The following is a 21,180-nucleotide window of genomic DNA, read 5'->3' on the forward strand; positions in this document are numbered from 1 at the left end:
AGGCCAATATTACAGTTCAGTATCAATTGGGGTTGAGCGATGGGTATATTCTATATAAAACAAAGTGACAGCAATAAAGGAGGTTAATGCCAATGCTGGAAATAATGAATATTGGGGAATTGTTTGCATTATAAACCCGCCATTCATTGCACCTGAAATCAAAGAACCCCATAAACACAGATATTGCATCAACCGTTTACGATCACCTTGCCCAACAATTGCCAATGCCAATAGACGACCAATATTAACTAAATATCCAGTGGCATACGTAAGAGGAATTGATTTTTCTATCGTTAATCGTAATGCTATATTTTGCATTCCCATGCCATAACACAGAATAAAATTAATCGCTAAAAAAGGCAGATAAGACTCCATGATAATGGCAAATATCAGCACAACCGAAACGGAAGCCATCACCACACCTCGGTAGAATCGACGCCCAGATAAGGCAATTAATTCGCCAGACATGGAGCCGATAATAAAAATACTTAATAATGCAATATAAATGGCTGCACGAGGATAATCATGATAACTCAACATCATTCCCATATGAGTCGAATTGCCACTCATAAAAGATGCAAATACTCCGTTTTTAAGATGTAAAAAGCCAACCGCATCAACAGTGCCTGCAACAAACAATAACAAATAGGGCATTAATGATAAAAAGAACCGTCTTTCATTTAACATTTATTATTTATATCCAACTATATTTCCATATTATGACTATCAGTAAACCCTCAGCACTTTATCTATTTTAAAAGGCTTTTTACTCGTATTTTGGCTATTGTAATTAAATATTCAGCATGGCTAATAACTTTAGTTTAGTAAAAATACACCATAAAAATAATAATATAGCGTAATAAAAACTCTTTTAAAAAATATGAAAACTATATCCATCTTAGCAAAGAGTTATTTTTTACTTTTAAAACAATGCATTATACTTAACAAATATTACAACTATAGATTTAACAGTCAATTCCAATAGTGGATTATTTTTATAAATAAGAATATTAATATAGGGAAAAAGCAGAAAAAATGAAGATAATAACAGCAGAGGTAGCTGTAAATAAAAACAATAAAAGGTGCAATAATATATAGACTCGCTATTATTACACCTTTTAATTTAACTAATTATACATTTAACATATCAAGCGCAATCGCTTCGGCAACTTTAATACCGTCGATGCCTGCAGATAAAATACCCCCCGCATAACCTGCACCTTCACCACCAGGATATAAACCTTTAGTATTAATGCTTTGGAAATCTTTTCCACGTTTAATTTGTACAGGAGAAGATGTGCGCGTTTCAACACCCGTTAGCATGCTATCGGCATGTGAGAAACCTTTAATCTTTTTATTAAACGCAGGCAATGCTTCACGAATCGCTTCAATAGCATAATCTGGCAAACTGCTGCTTAGGTCAGTAAACTTAACATTTGGTTTGTAAGACGGTTCAACATCACCCATTTGACTGATGGTTTTACCTGCTAAGAAATCCCCCACACATTGTGCTGGCGCATCATAGCTACTGCCACCAAGAACATATGCGTTACGCTCTAGCTTACGTTGTAAAGCGATCCCTTGCATTGGATCGTTAGCAAAATCTTCAGGTGAAATACCCACTACAATCGCACTGTTAGCATTACGCTCACTACGTGAGTATTGGCTCATACCGTTGGTTACTACTGACTCAAGCTCAGAGGTTGCTGCAACCACAACGCCACCAGGACACATACAGAAACTATAAACTGAACGGCCATTTTTACAGTGGTGAACCAATTTATAATCCGCAGCACCTAATAAAGGATGACCTGCATTTTTACCAAAACGGGCTGAGTCGATAGTTTCTTGTTTATGCTCAATACGGAAACCAACTGAAAATGATTGCGCTTCAAGGTGGACACCTTTGTCATGCAACATCTTAAAGGTATCACGCGCACTGTGGCCAATCGCTAATGCAACGTGCTTTGACGGAATCACTTCACCAGTTGACAAAGTAACGCCAGTAACTTGATTATCTTCAATATTGATTTCTTCAACGCGAGTTTCAAAACGAATCTCACCGCCAAGTTCAATAATTTTACGGCGCATTTTCTCAACCATTGTTACCAATTTGTAGGTACCAATATGTGGTTTACTTAGATAAATAATTTCAGCTGGTGCGCCCGCTGCAACAAATTCTTGTTTTACTTTAAGACCCAGAAAACGAGGATCTTTGACTTGGCTGTATAATTTACCGTCAGAGAATGTACCTGCGCCACCTTCACCAAACTGTACATTTGATTCGGTGTTTAGCTCACGTGTACGCCAAAAACGGAAAGTATCTTTTGCACGTTCGTGTACTGATTTTCCGCGCTCGAGAATAATAGGCTTAAATCCCATCTGCGCCAAAATAAGCCCTGTAAACAAACCACATGGACCCATACCAATAACGATAGGACGTTCAGTGATATTTTCAGGTGCTTGAGTCACATATTTATAGCTTGTATCTGGTGATGCTTTCACCTGGTGATCGTTAGCAAACGTCGTTAGTAATTGCTCTTCATCAACATCTTTTAAAGTGATATCTACAGTGTAAATCAGATAAATATCATTTTTTTTACGGGCATCATAACCACGTTTAAAGACATGAATATCAACTAGTTGGTCTTTATTTATCGATAACTTGTTGATGACAAAATCATGTAAAGCTACTTCACTATGATCTAACGGTAATTTAACTTCATTAATACGTATCATTAAGTCCACTAACTCGATTGGGAATGCAATAAAAATATCTCGGAGAGAATAAACCTAGCCGCAGATGATGGCAGATTTATACCTTAGCCAAGTATTATCTCACAGACTTTAGTGTTTATCCCAATATTTGCATTATATTGGCTTCGAAAACATCACGATAAAAAAACAAAAATATCTCTAAAATCAAAAAAGGCTTATGCCATATGATATAAATATCGGCATAAACCTTATTTTTTAATAACCTATAATAAATTAATAGCTATTATTTCACTAACTGACACTGACCAAATGTTTGCGGGTTGTGAAAGTTAGGTTTAGGTGTTTTGGGATTTATCCATGTCATCCACCCCATATCCAACTTGCCATCGGCTTGTTGCGTGAACTCTGCCCGCATTAAAGCACACAATAATTGCGTTTGTTGTTTATTCTGCCAAATCAGCAACGGCGGTGGCAGCTAATAAAAATGCGCCAGCACCGTAATCAATATTATGTTCAAAGGCGACATCACGTGGGTTAAACGCTGGTAATTGTACCCAGCCCATCATGCCATTATCGTGAATACAGGTTTGTAATGCCGCCCATGAAATCTCAACCACAGGCAGATATGTTTCAGCATCAAGATGACCGTGTTTTATGCCCCACGCTAAACCGTAACAGAACAGCGCTGTAGCACTGCTTTCTGGTGCAGGGAAATTGTCAGGGTCGAGCAAACTTGTACGCCAAAAACCATCGGTTTGTTGATACTTAATGACTTCGGCGGCCAGTGAGGTAAATAGCGCCAAATACTTTTCACGCTGTGGGTAATCGTCAGGCATACGGGCTAATAAGCGTGGCACTGCGGCTAATACCCAGCCAATACCACGGCTCCAGAAAACTTTATTACCGCTAGCTTCTCGTAATTCACCACCATTACCATCAGGAATATAACGATAATCACGGTAGAATAAACCCGTTTCAGGATCGAGCAAATGCTCAACTGAATCCCAAAATGCAGTGTTCATGTAATCGAGGTACTTAGGATCACCTGTGCGTTGGGTTAATGCAGCAAATGCGGGCGGTGCCATAAATAATGAATCACACCACCACCAATCTTTACGACCCGGCTGTGGGCTCTCAACCATAATATCTAACGCTTTAATCGTTGGCTCTAACGCTTCAACTTGGTCAATTAATGGATACACATCAAGGTAAGCTTGGCAGCAAATATGATCATCAGCAAAACGATCATTAGGTCCAGTTCTAAAACCAGTATGAAGGGTATAATTCATTACCCCATCAAGGTATTCATTATCATCTGTTGCAAGCCATGCTGCGGAGACACATGACCAAAATACGCCCCGCTCCCAGTCAGTATCTTTAATAAACCGGGTTTTACCACTACGACGAACCACACTGCGAGTCTGGTTTTGTGCTTGGTAACGATAAACTCGCTTCATTGCGGTTAAAATCGTTTCTTTTGAACCTAATGCTGCCATGAACTGCTCTCCTTAGCGTGCTAACCAACCACCATCAACCGCGATGGTGTAACCATTAATGTAATCACTTGCACTTGATGCTAAAAAGACCGCAGGCCCTTCTAAATCAGACGGTAATCCCCAACGATTAGCAGGAATACGCTCTAAAATTGCCGCGTTACGATCAGCATCGGCACGCAACGCTTCAGTATTGTCAGTCGCCATATAACCAGGGGCAATCGCATTGACATTAATCTTATGCTCAGCGAGTTCAGTGGCTAATGCTCGGGTTAGACCCATAACGGCTGATTTACTTGCGGTGTATGAAGGGACGCGAATGCCACCTTGGAAAGATAACATTGAAGCGATATTAATGATTTTGCCGCCATTGCCTTGTTCAACAAAACGTTTAGCGACCGCTTGTGATAAGAAAAATAGTGTTTTTTGGTTAATGTTAATCACATCATCCCAATCACTTTCAGAAAATTGCAGCAGATCTTGACGACGAATAATACCAGCATTATTAATTAAAATATCAACATGCCCCATCACTTCTACTGCTTCTGCAACAATGCTTTCAAGCTTATCTTGCTGCATAAGGTTAGCGGTGATGTAATGAAATTTACGTCCTAATGCTTCAATTTGTGCTTGGGTTTCAGGTGCTGGTTGATGACCAATACCCACAATATCAGCCCCTGCTTTTGCAAGTCCTAATGCCATACCTTGACCGAGACCTGTATTACAACCAGTCACAATCGCAACTTTACCGCTTAAATCAAACATATTCATCGAGTTCTATCCTTGTAAAGTAGCGCCAACGCTAGCCAGCACTACTTGCTAAATAAATTAACGCGTTACGGTGAAAAACTAAGGCTTATTTAAGATCGCTCATCGCGACATGATCCATATCGTGGAAGGTTTGGTTCTCACCTACCATGCCCCAAATAAAGGTATAAGACGCCGTACCCACACCAGAGTGAATTGACCAACTTGGACTGATCACTGCTTGCTCATTACGCACCACGATATGGCGCGTTTCTTGGGGCTCACCCATGTAATGGAACACGATGTTGTCTTGGCTCATATCAAAGTACAAATACACTTCCATACGACGCTCATGGGTATGACATGGCATGGTATTCCACAAGCTGCCAGCAGCCAGCTCAGTCATGCCCATTAATAGTTGGCAGGTTGGTAACACAGAAGGATGTAAATACTTATAAATCGTGCGAACATTACAGTTTTCTTGGCTACCAATTTGCTCTGGAGATGCATCTTCACGGGTAATTTTACGGGTTGGATAGCTGTGATGAGCAGGCGCACAATTTAAATAGAAACGTGCAGGTTTATCGGCAACGACACTTTCAAAACGAATATCTTGTGCGCCCATGCCAACATAAATAGCTTCGCGTGAGCCAATTTCAAAAGTCTCACCATCAACAATCACTAATCCTGGCGCACCGATATTAATCACACCTAATTCACGACGTTGTAAAAAGTAATCAACACCAATCTCTTTACCACCTTCAAACACAATAGCCGCAGTCGTCGGCACGGCCGCACCCACAATAATGCGATCGATATGGCTATAAGTAAGATTAATTTCACCGGCTTGAAACATATTTTCAATTAAGAATTGCTCACGAATACCCGCAGTATCTAATTGCTTGGCATGCTGACTATGAATTGGTTGACGAATTTCCATGAAAAACCTCTTAAATCATTACATTATTCAGTATCCATACCATCAAAATACGGCATAAATACTGACGAATTATTGCTATTGATGCGATGTTGGGTAATACCACTCACCGTCAATTAACGTTGCTTGAATTTCAAATTGCGTATTAAGCACGGCAAAGCTGGCGTTGTAGCCTGTTGCTATCGCACCTAATTGATGATCAATGCCTAAATATTTTGCAGGCACAGCGGTTGCCATCTGAATCGCTTCCCACTCAGGAACATTGGCTAACATAACCATATTGCGAATGGCTTGATCTAAACTACACGTGCTTCCTGCCAAAGAGCCATCATCAGTACGCGCTTCACCATTGGTCACGTTAACCATCTGCGCGCCAAGTTGGTACTTGCCATCATCAAGGCCACCAGCACGCATACAGTCAGTAATTAATGCCATGCCTTGATAGCCTTTGATACGATAAGCAAGTTGCATCATCACCGGGTGAACATGAATACCATCAGCAATCAGTTCAACTAACATATCGTGATAAAGCACCGCCCCTGCACAACCGGGTTCTCGATGATGTAAGCCACTCATACCGTTAAATAAATGCACACCACAATCCGCTCCATGTTGGTGCGCTTGGGTTACTTGTTCAAAATTGGCATTGGTATGTGCTATCGAAGTTTTAATGCCGTTATCGGTTAACCATTGAATCGCTTCATTAGCGCCGTCATACTCTGGTGCTAACGCAACGCGTAATAATGAATCTGCAGCCACTTCTTTTAATTCTGCTAACGCCACAATGGTTGGCGCGGTTAAGTATTGAGTTGGGTGTGAACCACGGTGAGTTGCAGTAAAATAAGGTCCTTCAAGAAAGCTACCTAATAACGTGGCACCTTGTTGTGGCTGCTCACAGTAATTACGCACCACCTGTAAAGCCGAAACAATATTCTGCCACGGTGCGGTAACGGTTGTTCCAACCCATGCCACTACGCCTGTAGCAGGTAATGCTTGAGCTATGGTTTGTAAAGCTTGTGGTGTTGCATCCATAACATCAGCGCCTGCACGGCCATGAATATGAATATCGATAAAACCAGGGACTAATGTTTGATCTTCTAATTCAATCACTTCACAATCAAAAGGTCGGCTATCAGTAACGCATTCAACCTTACCGCTATTCACTACAACATAGTGGTTATAACGGATCCCTGTGGGGGTGAATATACGCTGTGGATGAAGTGCAAAACGCATAATTACAGTCCGTCTTCACATTCAAGTTCAGCTGATTGCGTCATCATATTATTAAGCTCACGACGCATGTCTTTCATGCATGACATACCAATATCAAGTAAGGTATCAACAAGATCGGTTAGATCAGCATCATCACGCTCAAAGGCAGCATTGGCGATCATCGGTAAATTCGCACCACCAATAAGTTCAACATTAGGGGTGTCCATCACAATAGCTAAGGCGCGATTGGCAGGAGAACCACCAGGAATATCAGTTAAAAACAACACTCCATCACCGCTATCCACATCCGCAGCCGCTTGGCGTAAAGCCTGTTCTAGCTCATCGGTAGACATGGTTTCAACAAAATCTACATATGTCATTTGTTCTTGCTCACCCGCGATAGCACGAACAGCCGACTCCATACCTGATGCAAAGTTAATATGCCCTGAAACAACGATACCAATCATGATTCTTTCCTTGAATATAAAGGGGGAACGATGCCCCCCTTGAGACTATTGATAATGACAAATATCAATACAAAACAATTTATTAACTACAAAATACCGATTAGATGGCCTATTACACCTGCCGCTAGTGTGCTGAAAATCAACACTGGAGGCTTAGCCCAGAATCCTGTACCTTTCACCATTTTAAGCATGAAGAACACCAGCATCAGTGGCAGAATATTCGGCATCACTTTGTCAAATAATGCGGTCTGTAAATCCACCACCTTCCCTCCCAGTTCGAGGCTGAGGGTGGTCTGCACCTTGATAAAGGTCGCGGAAAGCGCACCAATAACAAAGATACCCATAATATTGGCGGCTTTTGCCAATTTCTCGGTTGAATCGCTCATGTTAACCATCGCGGCAGTACCCGCTTTGTAACCCATGAACATCAAGCCAAAGTAAACCGCAAAGTGAACAATTTGGTATAAGAAGAAGAACACAAATGGACCAGCAATAGACCCTTCCATTGCAATTGACGCACCTAATGCAAGCGTTAATGGCATCAATGTCATGTGGTCGATAGCATCACCAATACCACCTGTTGGTCCCATTCCCGCCACTTTCATTACGTTAACGGTTGATGGTTTTTCTTTGTTCTCTTCCATCGCAATTGCTGTACCTAATAAGAAGGTAAACAGCTTAGGTGAAGCATTGAAAAACTGCAGATGGTTCTTTAATGCTTTCGCCAAATCCGCTTTATTATCACCATGGATTTTCTTCAGTGCAGGAATAATTGAGTAAGCAAAACCACCCGCTTGCATACGTTCAAAGTTGAAGTTACCTTCCATGAATAAACCACGGATTGCACATATCCACAGGTCTTTCTTGGTGATCACTTTTTGTGGCGTGGTATCTTCATATGCATCGATATCATCAACCAAATTGATATGTTCTTGCGTGTTTTTATCGCGAAGTGTTCCCGCTGTGATATCAGATGCCATCTTCAAATTCCTCTGCTTGGTTGTTAGAGCCGCCGTTGTTTGAACCGCTAAAGAAGTAGTACAGTGCTGCAATTGAAGCACCGATTATTGCAACCGCCATAATGGGTAGTTTTAAGTAAGTTGTCATAACGAAGCCAATAAAGAACACCCCTGCCACTTCTTTTGACCACATGATTTTCAACAACATCGCAAAACCAATCGCAGGAACCATCTTGGCACCAATACCTAAGCCTTCTAATAATGCTTTTGGTGCATTTTCATCAATCCAAGTTGCTGCATGTTCACCAAAGTAAACTGTGATAAAAGCGACGAAGGCATACAACAATGCACGTAATGAGATCGTTGTAATCAGAAGCTTATCAATACCAGCAGAATCACCACGCTCTGCAAAGCTATCAGCTTTACCCATTGTGAATGATGTCATTGCAAAGAAACCGATAACCAACATCTGCATCATTACTGCAATCGGCATACCTACGCCCATTGCCACTTCTGCTGATTGACCCGTCATCACTGCAAACGCAACCGCAGCAATCGTACCCATTGTTACATCGGGTGGCTGAGCACCCGCATTAGGCACTAGACCTAACCAAGCAAGTTCTAACGTCGCACCTGCAATCAAACCAATTTGCATGTCACCCATGATCAAGCCCACAACTGGACCTGTAATAAGCGGACGGTGAATATTCAATGCAACATCGTATTTATCGATACCGCAGAAAAATGCCCACACCGCTACTAACGCAGCTTCTAAAAACATGATTTATTCCTTTTTACACGTTTGGCGTTTGACTATCGCGATTTAAGCAGCGCTGGTAGCCAGTTCAAGTACATTGATTGGTTTCTGATCAGGCGTATTTTGAATGGTACAAGTTACCCCTTTTGCAACCATGCGTTCAAAAGCATTAATATCTTTATCATCAACGGAAACTGTCTTATGAATCTGACGCTTACCTTCGTGGTAGTGCATATTACCGACATTACAATGGGCAATGGGCACACCACCTTCAACTAACCGAGCAACGTCAGTTGGGTTATTACATAAAATAAAAATCTTTTGTTGAGGAGAAGCCTTACCGATGACATCAATTGTTTTTTGGATTGAGAAGAAACGCACTGCGTATTCCCCTCCCGCTGATGCTTTCATTCCAGCTTGCATAAAAGCCGCGTTAGGACCATCTGCTGCATCGTCATTAGCCACTAAAATAAGATTAGCGCCTGAATGTTTACCCCAAGTAATACAAATTTGACCATGTAACAAACGTTCATCAATTCGTGTCCATACAATATTTGGCGTTGTCATGACTGTTCTACCTTTCGTAATTATTTAAATTAATTAGATAAATCGTGAATAGTAACTCCTTGTACTACACGGTTTACTTCACCAGTAGGACATGGGTTATCAGGTGTATTTCCTAACGCTAGCGCACGATGAAAAGCATACATTTGCGCATATAGCATATAAGGGAAAAGTAATTCGATGTCCGTTGCGGCTTCCATGCTAGAAACGCGAATAACATCAGCACGTGTTTCAATCTCATCCGCTTGTGCTGTAATCGCTACCACTTGTGCTGCAATATTATCGCGGCAAATTTCAGCTAACAGATCAAGGTCATATTTACGGGTATATGAATCGTTACTAATGAACACCACAATCATCGTGTTCTGATTAACAATCGATTTTGGTCCGTGGCGGAACCCTAATGGCGAATCGTATGTAGCAACAACTTTGCCAGCGGTTAACTCAAGAAGTTTCAATGCCGACTCTTGAGCTAAACCTTGTAAACCACCACTGCCTAAATAAATAACCCGCTCTAGTTTCTGATCAGCAGTATCCTTTATTTGGCTATTCAAATCTTTGATCAAACCCACAGAACACTTACAAATGCTTTCGATTTCTTTCGTGTAATCGTTGCCATACATTAAAATCGAAAAAGCAGCCAGCATCATTGATGAAAAACTTGATGTCATGGCAAAAGATTGATCATTGGTCTCGGCTGGCATCAGAAGTGCAAGTGATCGCTTATCATTGTCGCAACACTTGTATAACTTTCCATCAGCATTACAGGTCAGTACTAAATGAAAACATTCGGTTAATGTTTGATTGGCAAGTTCAACCGCAGCCACACTTTCAGGGCTATTGCCAGAGCGGGCAAACGACACCAATAACGTAGGAATATTTTCGGCAAAACACTGCTTAGGATTAGAAACAATATCAGTGGTTGACATCGCTTCAACGCGACGTTGTAAACGCTGAGTCAACCCTAACGCTAATGAACGTCCGGCAAAGGCAGACGTACCTGCTCCCGTTAAAACGATGCGCAGATTTGGGTAACTATAGACATGGTCCATAAAGTGCTTAATTTGTGGTTCACACTCACGCGTAATTGCAGCTGTTTGCGCCCAACAAGCGGGTTGTTGATTGATTTCTTTCGCTGTCCAATAACCAGATAAACGTTCTAATTCAGCGACTGAATAACCTAAATATTGTTCCATGTGTTTAAACCTCTGCGATTAATTTTTCAGTACATGCTTGAGAGTAAGCACGTAAAACTTGACGAATAGTGTCTAATACCAACGCTTTAGGGTCTGATGAGATTAAGCCTTCACGCAGATGTTGAAATTGCTGTGGCATATATTGACTAAGAAGGGGTAACGGAATATCAACTCGAGATAAATTTCTAAATAAGGTTGCTTGGGCTTGATTAATCACACTATCAGGCCAGTAATAACGCATGCGATCACTAAAGCTAAAGCAACGTGAGAAGCGCTGCTCTGATTCGTTACCATGATAGTATTTTTGCCAATGCTGTGGCGCTTCACACATTTGTGCTTCAATGCATTCTCTTAAATTTGAGCAATGCGCTTTAGGAATAATTTCAGCTTCTATTTCACATAAATTAAATAACGCTTCACGCATAGCAAAAGTTAAAGCTGGGCCCACTTTTAAAATCGCAAAGTGGTCTTGTACTAATTGACGATAAGCGGCATGAGTTTGATAGTCTGTCGAGTGTGCTTCAAATACCATGTGAGGAAAATTATCAACCACACCACTGAGCGCATTCGCTTTCTCTGGGCAATAATCAATAACACCGGTATGATCAAATTCAACCCCAGGTTGAACCACCAATCCAATCACACGTGTCCAACAATCAGCTATATTTGCAGCAGCAAACGCACGTTGATGAGTTTCGATTGTTTTCATTGCAGCTTGTGGTGACGTTACTTCCACCGTATTTAAGGTTTCTGCTGCACCACCAGGTACAGGAACTTCAGTACCAATGACATACACTAAATCACTATAGCCAAAAGATGCTATCGCTGTTTTTTCAGCTATAGCCCCCAAACGAGCGGCACGTTCAGCAACGATATCATCAGAAAGAGGCATCGGATCATCAGCACAAGACATGCTGCAATCGAGGTGGATTTTCTTAAAACCAGCAGCAACATAAGCAGCAATTAAATCATCGGCATTCACCATCGCATCAGTTGCAGTAAGGTGTTGCCAGCGATTAGGGCCTAAATGATCGCCACCTAAGATAAGATTTTCGGTAGGAAAATTGAATTGTTCAGCCATGGCTAATACAAAGTGACGAAAATCAATGGGTGTCATTCCGGTGTAACCACCAAATTGATCAACTTGATTTGACGTTGCTTCGATTAATAAAACTGAATTGTCGTCCAACGCTTGAGAAAATGCCGCTTCAATAACCAGCGGGTGTGCAGAGCAAACAGCATAAATACCATTGTTGCCGCCTGCTTTATGACGTTGAACGAGAGTTTGTAGCGTGTTCATTCATTAACTCCACAATCATCATCTGTGATGTGATCATGGAGTTAAGTCAGTCAGTGCTCTTTTTCGACAATAATAACTTCTACTTTCATTTCACGAAGACCAGCTAAATAATCTTCAGGAATATCTGCATCTGTTACTAAGATATCAATATTTCCAAATTCACGAATCATGTGACAGCTACGTTTACCAAATTTGGTTGAATCAGCTACCGCAATCACTTGTTCAGAAATTTCACACATTAAACGATTGAGGCTTGCCTCTTGTTCACTGTGCGTAGTGATACCAGCTCGCAAGTCAAAGCCATCGACCCCTAGAAAAACTTTATCAAAACGAAAGTTCTTAAGGCCGGCTTCTGCTAGTGAGCCCGAAAAAGATAACGCTTCTTTACGAAGTACGCCACCTGACATTAACACTTCAACACCGGGTGCTGAAGCCAACTCCATAGCCACATCCAGACCATTAGTCATGACAACAACATTTTCCATGCTTTTTAAGCTGGCTGCGATTTCACGCGTTGTTGTCCCTGAATCTAAAATCACAGTGTCACCATGATGAATAAGCTTGGCAGCAGCTTGGCCAAGGAGAGATTTAACTCCCGCATTATGCCGACGCTTTTCATGAATAGTTAATTCAGCAATCACACCTGAGTTAGGAATTGCTGCACCATGAGAGCGCACAACATAACCATTCTTTTCCAAGAAGCTCAGATCACTGCGAATAGTGACACTGGATACATTAAATTTTTCAGCGAGATCCTCGACACGGGCTTTTCCTTCTAGATTCACCACGTTGACGATTTCCATTCGCCTTTCAATTGCACTTTTCACTTTTGTCTCCTTGTGAAATCAACCAAAATTACTTTCACTTGATTTCGAAATAAGCTTACACCTAAAAAATAAAGCCACAATGCACTAAGACAAAACTTTTGATCTCTTTCACATTCTTTCGTTATCTTTCATTGGAACTTATGCATACTTGCGTAAGTGTTTCTATCATATAGAACGAAAGTCAATAAACCAACCATTCATCCTTTCAATTTATAAAATAGAGCTGAAACTCCATAATATTTACTGCAATAAAACAAGTAATTACATTATTTTACTTTCACCTGCTTTTTATGTGATCGATTACACAGTCACTAAGCTTTCGTTAGCTTACGATGCGAAGCAAATCAAAAACACATAATCCAATCGTTTATATTTACTATTAATAAGGATTCGTTGATGTCTATCTCACGTAGAGGATTACTGAAAGGTATGGCAGCCAGTGGCGCTGTTGCTGCAACCTTATCAGCCGGCTATACCCAAGCTGCAACTGCACCAACGTTAAGCTCGAAGAAGTCATTAAAAAAGCCCAATTTAGTCATTATTTTTCCTGATGAGTTTCGAGCTCAAGCATTAGGTTTTATGCAGCAAGATCCATCAATGACCCCCAACATTGATAAATTTGCGCGTCAAAGTGCAGTATTACGTCAAGCAGTCTCTAATTTTCCACTCTGTACGCCATTTCGTGGCATGTTAATGACCGGACAATACCCTTATCGCAATGGTATTCAAGGTAATAGCCACACCGGTGTTGAAGGTCAATTTGGCGGTAAAGATTTTGGTATCGAACTGAAGAAAAATACCCTTACATGGTCTGATGTGCTTAAAAGACAAGGCTATAGCATGGGTTATATTGGTAAATGGCACTTAGATGCGCCACAAGCTCCGTTTATCCCTAGCTACAATAACCCTGCTGAAGGACGTTATTGGAATGATTGGACAGCTCCAGATCGTCGCCATGGTTTTGATTTCTGGTATGCCTATAGCACCTATGATAAACACATGACACCAATGTATTGGACCAATGATACAACCCGCGACAAACCTCTACGAATCAATCAGTGGAGTCCAGAGCACGAAGCTGATATCGCGATTAAATATCTACGTAATGAAAATGATCAATACCGTAAGCAAGACCAACCATTTACGCTTGTGGTTTCCATGAATCCACCTCACTCACCTTACGATCAAGTTCCACAAAAATATTTAGATCGCTTTAGTGAAAAAACATCGCAACAATTAAATACTCGTCCTAATGTGCAATGGGATAAAGCCTACCAAGAAGGTTATGGCCCACAATTTTTCAAAGAATATATGGCGATGGTCAATGGGGTTGATGAGCAGTTTGGACGTATTGTTGATGAGTTAGATCGCCTCAATCTTACTGAAGATACCTTAGTGGTGTTCTTCTCTGATCACGGCTGTTGCATGGGTTCAAATGGTAACCCAACCAAAAATGTTCATTATGACGAAGCAATGCGTATTCCAATGATTTTCCGTTGGCCGGGTAAGCTTAATCCACAGCAAAATGATCTGTTATTTTCAGCCCCAGATATTTACCCAACCATGCTTGGTTTAATGGGAATGGAAGATTTGATCCCTGATACCGTTGAAGGCACTAACTTCGCCAATACATTGCGTGGCGTTGAGGGTGATAGTAAACCGACCTCTCAATTTTATACATTCATGCCTTATGGCGGTCAATCATACGGACGCCGTGGTATTCGCTCGCAACGTTATACCTTAATGATTGATAGAAAAATTGGTAAGCCACTGACTTATGTGCTGCACGACAACCAAGTAGATCCATACCAAATGGAGAATATTGCAGCCACCAACCCAATGCTTATCGACAAGTTAATTACTGAAGAATTAATGCCATGGCTTGAGCACACTGGCGATCCATGGCGACCAACAACGGTACCTGCACACAGTGCGAATGCTTATTTATAACCGTAGTCATAACAACGCGTAATACCACTTTTTATTATTTTTTACGCTTTCTCTATTGAACAGAGAAAGCGCAACAAAACTCATACTAATTAAGGACAATCTATGAATACCATCACTAAAGTAATCCTTGCGACTACCCTTTTTTCCGCAACCAGTTTTAGTTATGCCAATGATTACAAAACAACGATTGAGTATCGTCATGAGTACCGTGATGGTACCAACCGTCATGGCGATCGTATTAAAGCATTTTTAGATACGGGTAAGAATATTGGTTTTGAATTAGACGCGCGTTATAACAATGACCAGCAAAATACCATGTTTGACGGCATGACAATGAATGGCTCTGAGTTTTCAGCGTTTTACTACAAAAAACTCAGTGATAATATCGTTGGTATTGGTGGTCTTTCACTTGATTTCACACCTGATGGTCTGGTCTATGTTCCTTACGCACGTTTAAACTACCGCTTTGATAACGGTATTCGTGTTCAGGGTCGTTATAAGTGGAAATTGTGGGACTACAGCATGAATAATGCGGCGGGTGAGTCTTACGTATCAAAAATTCAAGAAGTTGATCTATGGTTAGGCTACAACACCAATAATTGGGATTTCCAATATGAATTTCAAATTTGGAAAGAAATGGAAAGCGCAGCTCAACCACAATTTGATAATAAAGACACCAACTACCTACATAATTTCCGTTTAATGTACACCTACAAAACAGTAGAAGGCACAATGTGGCGTCCATTCGTAGAAGTGGGCAATGTTAGCCAAAGTCGAGTAACAGACAATCGTCAAACTCGTTACCGTATGGGTATTAAATACACATGGTAATAATCTAAACTAATAACAAACAAAAAATGCCAGTGACTTATCATCACTGGCATTTTTATTTTATAGGGTTTAGGTTTTTAACTGCTATAAATTAATGAGTTGATTTTCCACGGATCTTATTCACGATAGTGACAACAATCACCACTATAGTACCCGCAACCACACCTACAACACCATTCAATAACGGGGTCATAATGCTATGGGAACCAGGGAAAACAGCCAACGGTGCTACATGTTCTACCACTGTGTGTATTTGTGGAATGCTATGAACCACAATACCGCCACCCACTAAAAACATTGCTATGGTACCCACTACCGCTAATGTTTTCATAAGGTAAGGTGCAACATTAACTAATAGCGAACCAAAGCTACGCTGTAAGCCTACGCCTTTGCTGTGATTAACCAGATACAGTCCTGCGTCATCCAGCTTTACAATGCCAGCAACTACACCATAAACACCCGCAGTCATTACAAACGCAATTAAACTCACCACTATAGCTTGGGTTAAAAACGGGTGATCTTGTACAGTTCCTAGTGCAATCACAATAATTTCAGCCGATAAAACAAAATCAGTTCTTACGGCACCTTTTATCTTTTCGCGTTCATAAGCAACCAAATCAATCTCTTCAGTTGCTATTTGTTCCTGCGCTTGTTGTGTCTCTTCATCACCATGAGAAAATAATTTCTCTGCAATTTTTTCTACACCTTCAAAACAGAGAAATAAACCGCCAAGTAATAACATTGGCATAATTAACCATGGTGCAATAACGCTAATTAATAATGCCGCAGGGACTAAGATTAATTTGTTTTTAAATGAGCCTTTAGCAACCCCCCAAACGACAGGTAATTCTCGTTCAGCACGCACACCAGAGACTTGTTGGGCATTAAGCGCCAAATCATCACCTAATACGCCAGCGGTTTTACGTGCAGCCACTTTAGTCATTAATGCAACGTCATCAAGAACGGTTGCGATATCATCAAGTAATGTTAATAAACTTGCGCCAGCCACTGCATACTCCTTTCTAAGAATCCACTCGATTCTGTTATTAATAATTTCATATGTATAAATATAACAAACATGTTAAATGTATTATTTATAACTAATGCTTACAATTATATATTAGTTATTTCATTTTCTTTTAATAAGAACAGCTTGTCCTTACATCAATAATTTACATTGATGTACGTTAATTAATTAACCATAACCGTTACTTAATACACTATTCCTATGTCGACTAGCCTTGCTCAATGTTGGTATTTAATCACAATAATCACCTTTCATGATAACGATAAATCTTTTTTGTTTGCGCTAAAAACAATTCAATTGTCTAATCGCAGCGCACCCATCATTGGTTTGAGGTGTAGACTGAGATTGCATCGGGCATTCTTATTCCCTGTCATACTGTGCTTGTTGTAACAGCACTACCTTTAAGGGTAATGACAATGAAAACTCTCGCAGCATTATACTCGAGGGCTTTTTTTAGCCTAAATAAAGTATGCGATAACGCAATAACTAACGCCAAATCTAATCAATCAAGAAGAACATCCCGCTTGTTCATGACTTGCAATGATGATTCCAGCTCAGGTAGTCCCAGAAGCTTGTAATTGAAAATGCTATACGCTCTTTGTGGCGTCATTAGATTTCAATAACAACATACTTTTATTCTGACCATTATCGCGTCAGGCATCACACTATTTCGATATTTACTGCAGCCACGCAGGGATATTTATCATCTGTACTTTATGGCTGCCGTATTTTCGCTCAGGAAGAGATTAAACAATGAGTGATTGGACAATTAATAATGCCCGTAATGTTTACAATACACCTTACTGGGGTCAAGGTTACTTTGATATAGCGCAAGACGGTTCTGTTATCGCCCGTCCCGATGTTAATAATCCAACCAATACTATTGGGCTATCACAACTTGCTGATGAATTAATCACGGCTGGAGCGTCATTACCCGTTTTAGTTCGCTTTCCCGATATTCTCCATCATCGCGTTGACAGCCTCTGTGGTGTTTTTAATCAAGCCATTGAAAATTATGGCTATCAAGGTAATTACCTTGCTGTTTATCCAATCAAAGTTAACCAACAGCAAGAAGTGGTTAGCGAGATTTTAAAAAGCCAATATGCCAAACAACAACGTCAATTAGGCTTAGAAGCAGGCAGTAAGCCAGAGCTGATGGCTGTGCTTGCGATGGCACAAGAAGCAAGCTCGGTAATTGTATGTAATGGCTATAAAGATAGAGAATACATTCGATTAGCATTAATCGGTGAAAAGCTCGGTCACGAAGTTTATATCGTGCTAGAAAAACTGTCTGAACTAAACATTATCTTACAAGAAGCCGCTGAACTTGGCGTAACACCTCGCTTAGGTATTCGTGCTCGTCTTGCCTCTCAAGGTAAAGGCAAATGGCAAGCTAGCGGCGGTGAAAAATCTAAATTTGGTTTATCTGCATCACAAGTATTGACTGTTGTTGACGCTCTACGTCAACGTAACATGCTTAATTGCTTGCAGCTATTGCACTTTCATTTAGGTTCACAAATTGCCAATATCCGTGATGTACGCAATGGTGTTGGCGAAGCTGGTCGTGTTTATGCTGAACTTAAAAAATTAGGTGCTGGCATTTCTACCGTTGATGTGGGTGGCGGTTTAGCCGTTGATTATGAAGGAACACGTAGTCAAAGTAGCTGTTCAATGAACTACAGCATCAATGAATATGCAAACAATGTAGTCTATGTTTTAGGTGATATTTGTAAAGAATATAACATGCCTATGCCACGTATTATTTCCGAATCAGGCCGTAATCTAACCGCGCATCATGCAGTTTTAATTACCGATGTAGTGGGTATTGAAAGTTACAAAGTAGAATCGATCAATCCCCCCGCTGAGAATGCGCCGCATATTTTGCATAATATGTGGCGTTCTTGGAAAGAGCTAACCGAACATACCGATCACCGTTCATTAGTTGAGCTTTATCATGATAACCAAAGTGACTTAGCGGAAGTTCACTCTCTCTTTGCCGTTGGCATGATCAGTTTTATTGATAGAGCATGGGCTGAACAAGTCAGTTTACGTTTATGTCATGAATTAGCTCAAACACTGTCAACCCAAAACCGGGCTCATCGTCCACTATTAGATGAATTACATGAACGTTTAGCGGATAAGTTTTTTGTAAACTTTTCTCTGTTTCAATCATTACCTGATGCATGGGGCATTGAGCAAGTATTCCCTATTTTGCCATTAAGTAATTTGAATAAAGCCCCTGAACGCCGTGCCATTATTCTTGATATCACCTGTGATTCCGATGGCACAATTGATCAATATGTTGAAAACCAAGGCATAGAAAGCACCCTCCCCGTACCAACATGGAGTGATGAACAGCCTTACCGTATCGGTTTCTTTATGGTTGGCGCATATCAGGAAATTTTAGGCGATATGCATAATTTATTTGGGGACACCGATACTGCGGTTGTGCGTTGTACTGCAGATGGTAACTATAATATTGAGAAAATAGATCGTGGCGATAATGTCGGTGATGTATTACGTTATGTACACTTAGATGCTAATGAATTTTTACATCAGTATCAGCTAATGGCAGCACAACATCTTGCTGAAAATGAACGTGAAGCAATTCTTAAAGAACTGGCCGATGGGCTTGAAGGGTATACCTATCTAGAAGATGTTCGCGCTATTTAAGACTAAAGACTTAGTCGCCCTATTTTAGAACACCCTATTACTATATAAAGGTAGTAATAGGGCTTTTAGTGGGCCTTCCGCCCTATATTGTTGTTGGAGAAAACCATGGCAACACTCGCTAATTACCCAGATTATTCTTTATACGCCAACGCTTTTGGCTTTTTACGTCAACCATTAGATTTTTCGCCAATGTCCTCTGATGCTGACGTTATTATTACTGGTGTACCGTTTGATATGGCAACCACGGGTCGTTCTGGTAGTCGTATGGGACCGGGTGCAATACGCCAAATTTCAACCAACCTCGCATGGGAAGGTAAACGTTGGCCGTGGAATTTTAGCCTTTTAAAATCCATTAAAATTGCCGATTGTGGTGATTTAGTATTTGATTGTGGTGATGCTGGTCAAATGTGTGAGCGCTTAGAGGCTCACGCAAGCGGCTTATTAGAACAAGGGAAAACACTGCTTACTTTTGGTGGTGATCATTTCGTTACTCTGCCGTTATTGCGTGCTCATGCTAAACACTTTGGCAAAATGGCATTAATTCACTTTGATGCCCATACCGATACTTACGATCAAGGCAGTAAATTTGATCATGGCACGATGTTCTATCATGCACCTAACGAAGGATTAATTGATCCGGCACATTCGGTGCAAATTGGTATTCGTACCGAACACAGTGACAAACTAGGTTTTAATGTTATCTCAGCCGACACCGCCAACGATTGGAGTGTAGCGCAGATTGTTGAAGAGATAAAAGTGACCGTTGGTAATATGCCAGTTTACTTAACATTTGATATTGATTGCTTAGATCCGGCTTACGCACCAGGTACAGGTACGCCTGTTTGCGGTGGAATAACATCAGATAAAGCGCTAAAAATCATTCGTGGTTTACAAGGTATTAATTTGATTGGTATGGATGTGGTTGAAGTCTCACCTGCATACGATCATGCCGATATTACAGCATTAGCAGCCGCAACTATTGCCACGGACTTATTGCATCTTTGGGCGACACAGAAACAATAAATCATGCAATATGATAGTCATATAATATGGTAGCTACGTAATAGCATAAAAAAACGCCAGTATTTTGATGATTAAAAATACTGGCGTTAATTTATAACTCGATTAAGAGTGGCTATAAAAACAAAATACTGCCCCAAATAATAGCCACCAGCACTAACGCAACAAAGACCGCAGCCGAGCCAATATCTTTTGCTCGACCACTTAATTCATGACGTTCAGGCCCAATACGATCCACTACGGCTTCAATCGCTGAGTTAATCAATTCAGCAATAACAACAATAAATAACGAGCTAATCATCATTAATCGTTCAATTTTTGTTACTGGCATAAAAAATGAAATAACAGTCATCACAACTAATAAAATACTTTCTTGTCGAAAAGCCGCTTCATTAATCCATGCCGCCTTTAAACCTTGTATCGAATATCCCGTCGCATCAATGATACGTTTTAAGCCCGTAGCACCAGGTTTCATCGTTAACTCTCTTTATTTTTTATTATA

The 21,180-nt window shown here is 40.6% G+C and carries 20 protein-coding genes; 4 read left to right on the forward strand and 16 right to left on the reverse strand.

Annotated features, from left to right (window positions below):
* Nucleotides 1–9 precede the first annotated feature (9 nt).
* The 14 genes from Q0V26_RS10220 to agaR all read right to left on the reverse strand — a co-directional run bounded on the left by Q0V26_RS10220 (nt 10) and on the right by agaR (nt 13,177).
* The gene (locus Q0V26_RS10220; RefSeq protein ID WP_297481500.1) at nt 10–687 is read right to left on the reverse strand and encodes a YoaK family protein; all 678 of its coding nucleotides are present in this window, start codon (nt 685–687) and stop codon (nt 10–12) included.
* Between the two features lie 444 nt (nt 688–1,131).
* Nucleotides 1,132–2,739 (reverse strand): NAD(P)/FAD-dependent oxidoreductase, encoded by a 1,608-nt coding sequence (locus tag Q0V26_RS10225; RefSeq protein WP_297481504.1) that lies wholly within the window; start codon nt 2,737–2,739, stop codon nt 1,132–1,134.
* Nucleotides 2,740–3,001: 262 nt separating this feature from the next.
* Nucleotides 3,002–3,181 carry a sugar-binding protein gene (locus tag Q0V26_RS10230; protein ID WP_297481506.1) on the reverse strand — a complete coding sequence of 60 codons (180 nt, stop codon included), beginning with the start codon at nt 3,179–3,181 and terminating at the stop codon, nt 3,002–3,004.
* The gene (locus Q0V26_RS10235) at nt 3,162–4,214 is read right to left on the reverse strand and encodes a glycoside hydrolase family 88 protein (protein ID WP_297481508.1); all 1,053 of its coding nucleotides are present in this window, start codon (nt 4,212–4,214) and stop codon (nt 3,162–3,164) included. Before Q0V26_RS10235 ends, Q0V26_RS10230 begins: the two co-directional genes overlap by 20 nt.
* 12 nt (nt 4,215–4,226) lie before the next feature.
* On the reverse strand, nt 4,227–4,982 hold the full coding sequence (gene kduD, locus Q0V26_RS10240; protein ID WP_297481510.1) for a 2-dehydro-3-deoxy-D-gluconate 5-dehydrogenase KduD: 756 nt from the start codon (nt 4,980–4,982) through the stop codon (nt 4,227–4,229).
* A gap of 85 nt (nt 4,983–5,067) precedes the next feature.
* Nucleotides 5,068–5,898 (reverse strand): 5-dehydro-4-deoxy-D-glucuronate isomerase, encoded by an 831-nt coding sequence (gene kduI / locus Q0V26_RS10245; protein WP_107276654.1) that lies wholly within the window; start codon nt 5,896–5,898, stop codon nt 5,068–5,070.
* 75 nt (nt 5,899–5,973) lie between these two features.
* Nucleotides 5,974–7,128 (reverse strand): N-acetylglucosamine-6-phosphate deacetylase, encoded by a 1,155-nt coding sequence (gene nagA, locus Q0V26_RS10250; protein WP_297481513.1) that lies wholly within the window; start codon nt 7,126–7,128, stop codon nt 5,974–5,976.
* Nucleotides 7,129–7,130: 2 nt separating this feature from the next.
* On the reverse strand, nt 7,131–7,574 hold the full coding sequence (gene agaF, locus Q0V26_RS10255) for a PTS galactosamine/N-acetylgalactosamine transporter subunit IIA (protein WP_080156402.1): 444 nt from the start codon (nt 7,572–7,574) through the stop codon (nt 7,131–7,133).
* 86 nt (nt 7,575–7,660) lie between these two features.
* Complete coding sequence (locus tag Q0V26_RS10260; protein ID WP_297481516.1) at nt 7,661–8,554, reverse strand: PTS system mannose/fructose/sorbose family transporter subunit IID; 894 nt, start codon at nt 8,552–8,554, stop codon at nt 7,661–7,663.
* Nucleotides 8,544–9,314, reverse strand: a complete 771-nt coding sequence (gene agaW, locus Q0V26_RS10265; RefSeq protein WP_080156404.1) for a PTS N-acetylgalactosamine transporter subunit IIC — start codon at nt 9,312–9,314, stop codon at nt 8,544–8,546. The genes Q0V26_RS10260 and agaW overlap by 11 nt, the downstream gene beginning before the upstream one ends.
* 42 nt (nt 9,315–9,356) lie before the next feature.
* A complete protein-coding gene (gene agaV, locus Q0V26_RS10270) occupies nt 9,357–9,857 on the reverse strand; it encodes a PTS N-acetylgalactosamine transporter subunit IIB (RefSeq protein WP_297481518.1) in 501 nt (166 codons plus the stop codon).
* Nucleotides 9,858–9,886: 29 nt separating this feature from the next.
* Nucleotides 9,887–11,050, reverse strand: a complete 1,164-nt coding sequence (locus tag Q0V26_RS10275) for an SIS domain-containing protein (RefSeq protein ID WP_297481520.1) — start codon at nt 11,048–11,050, stop codon at nt 9,887–9,889.
* 4 nt (nt 11,051–11,054) lie between these two features.
* A complete protein-coding gene (gene kbaZ, locus Q0V26_RS10280; RefSeq protein ID WP_297481522.1) occupies nt 11,055–12,350 on the reverse strand; it encodes a tagatose-bisphosphate aldolase subunit KbaZ in 1,296 nt (431 codons plus the stop codon).
* 50 nt (nt 12,351–12,400) lie between these two features.
* Nucleotides 12,401–13,177 (reverse strand): transcriptional repressor AgaR, encoded by a 777-nt coding sequence (agaR, locus tag Q0V26_RS10285; RefSeq protein WP_080156408.1) that lies wholly within the window; start codon nt 13,175–13,177, stop codon nt 12,401–12,403.
* A gap of 396 nt (nt 13,178–13,573) precedes the next feature.
* Between agaR and Q0V26_RS10290 the strand changes: the two genes are divergently transcribed.
* Together Q0V26_RS10290 and Q0V26_RS10295 are read left to right on the forward strand one after the other, a co-directional pair.
* The gene (locus Q0V26_RS10290) at nt 13,574–15,127 is read left to right on the forward strand and encodes a sulfatase-like hydrolase/transferase (protein WP_297481525.1); all 1,554 of its coding nucleotides are present in this window, start codon (nt 13,574–13,576) and stop codon (nt 15,125–15,127) included.
* A 102-nt stretch (nt 15,128–15,229) separates the two neighbouring features.
* A complete protein-coding gene (locus Q0V26_RS10295) occupies nt 15,230–15,958 on the forward strand; it encodes an oligogalacturonate-specific porin KdgM family protein (RefSeq protein WP_080156410.1) in 729 nt (242 codons plus the stop codon).
* Between the two features lie 91 nt (nt 15,959–16,049).
* Here Q0V26_RS10295 and Q0V26_RS10300 read toward each other — a convergent pair whose 3' ends face one another.
* Complete coding sequence (locus Q0V26_RS10300) at nt 16,050–16,967, reverse strand: DUF808 domain-containing protein (RefSeq protein WP_297481527.1); 918 nt, start codon at nt 16,965–16,967, stop codon at nt 16,050–16,052.
* A 771-nt stretch (nt 16,968–17,738) separates the two neighbouring features.
* Here Q0V26_RS10300 and speA point away from each other — a divergent pair.
* Together speA and speB are read left to right on the forward strand one after the other, a co-directional pair.
* Complete coding sequence (gene speA / locus Q0V26_RS10305) at nt 17,739–19,658, forward strand: biosynthetic arginine decarboxylase (protein WP_297481530.1); 1,920 nt, start codon at nt 17,739–17,741, stop codon at nt 19,656–19,658.
* A 105-nt stretch (nt 19,659–19,763) separates the two neighbouring features.
* Nucleotides 19,764–20,681, forward strand: a complete 918-nt coding sequence (gene speB / locus Q0V26_RS10310; RefSeq protein ID WP_297481532.1) for an agmatinase — start codon at nt 19,764–19,766, stop codon at nt 20,679–20,681.
* Between the two features lie 112 nt (nt 20,682–20,793).
* Here speB and Q0V26_RS10315 read toward each other — a convergent pair whose 3' ends face one another.
* Complete coding sequence (locus Q0V26_RS10315) at nt 20,794–21,153, reverse strand: diacylglycerol kinase (RefSeq protein WP_080156414.1); 360 nt, start codon at nt 21,151–21,153, stop codon at nt 20,794–20,796.
* Nucleotides 21,154–21,180 lie beyond the last annotated feature (27 nt).

It is taken from the genome of uncultured Photobacterium sp. (assembly GCF_947039875.1).
Classification (GTDB): Bacteria; Pseudomonadota; Gammaproteobacteria; order Enterobacterales; family Vibrionaceae; genus Photobacterium.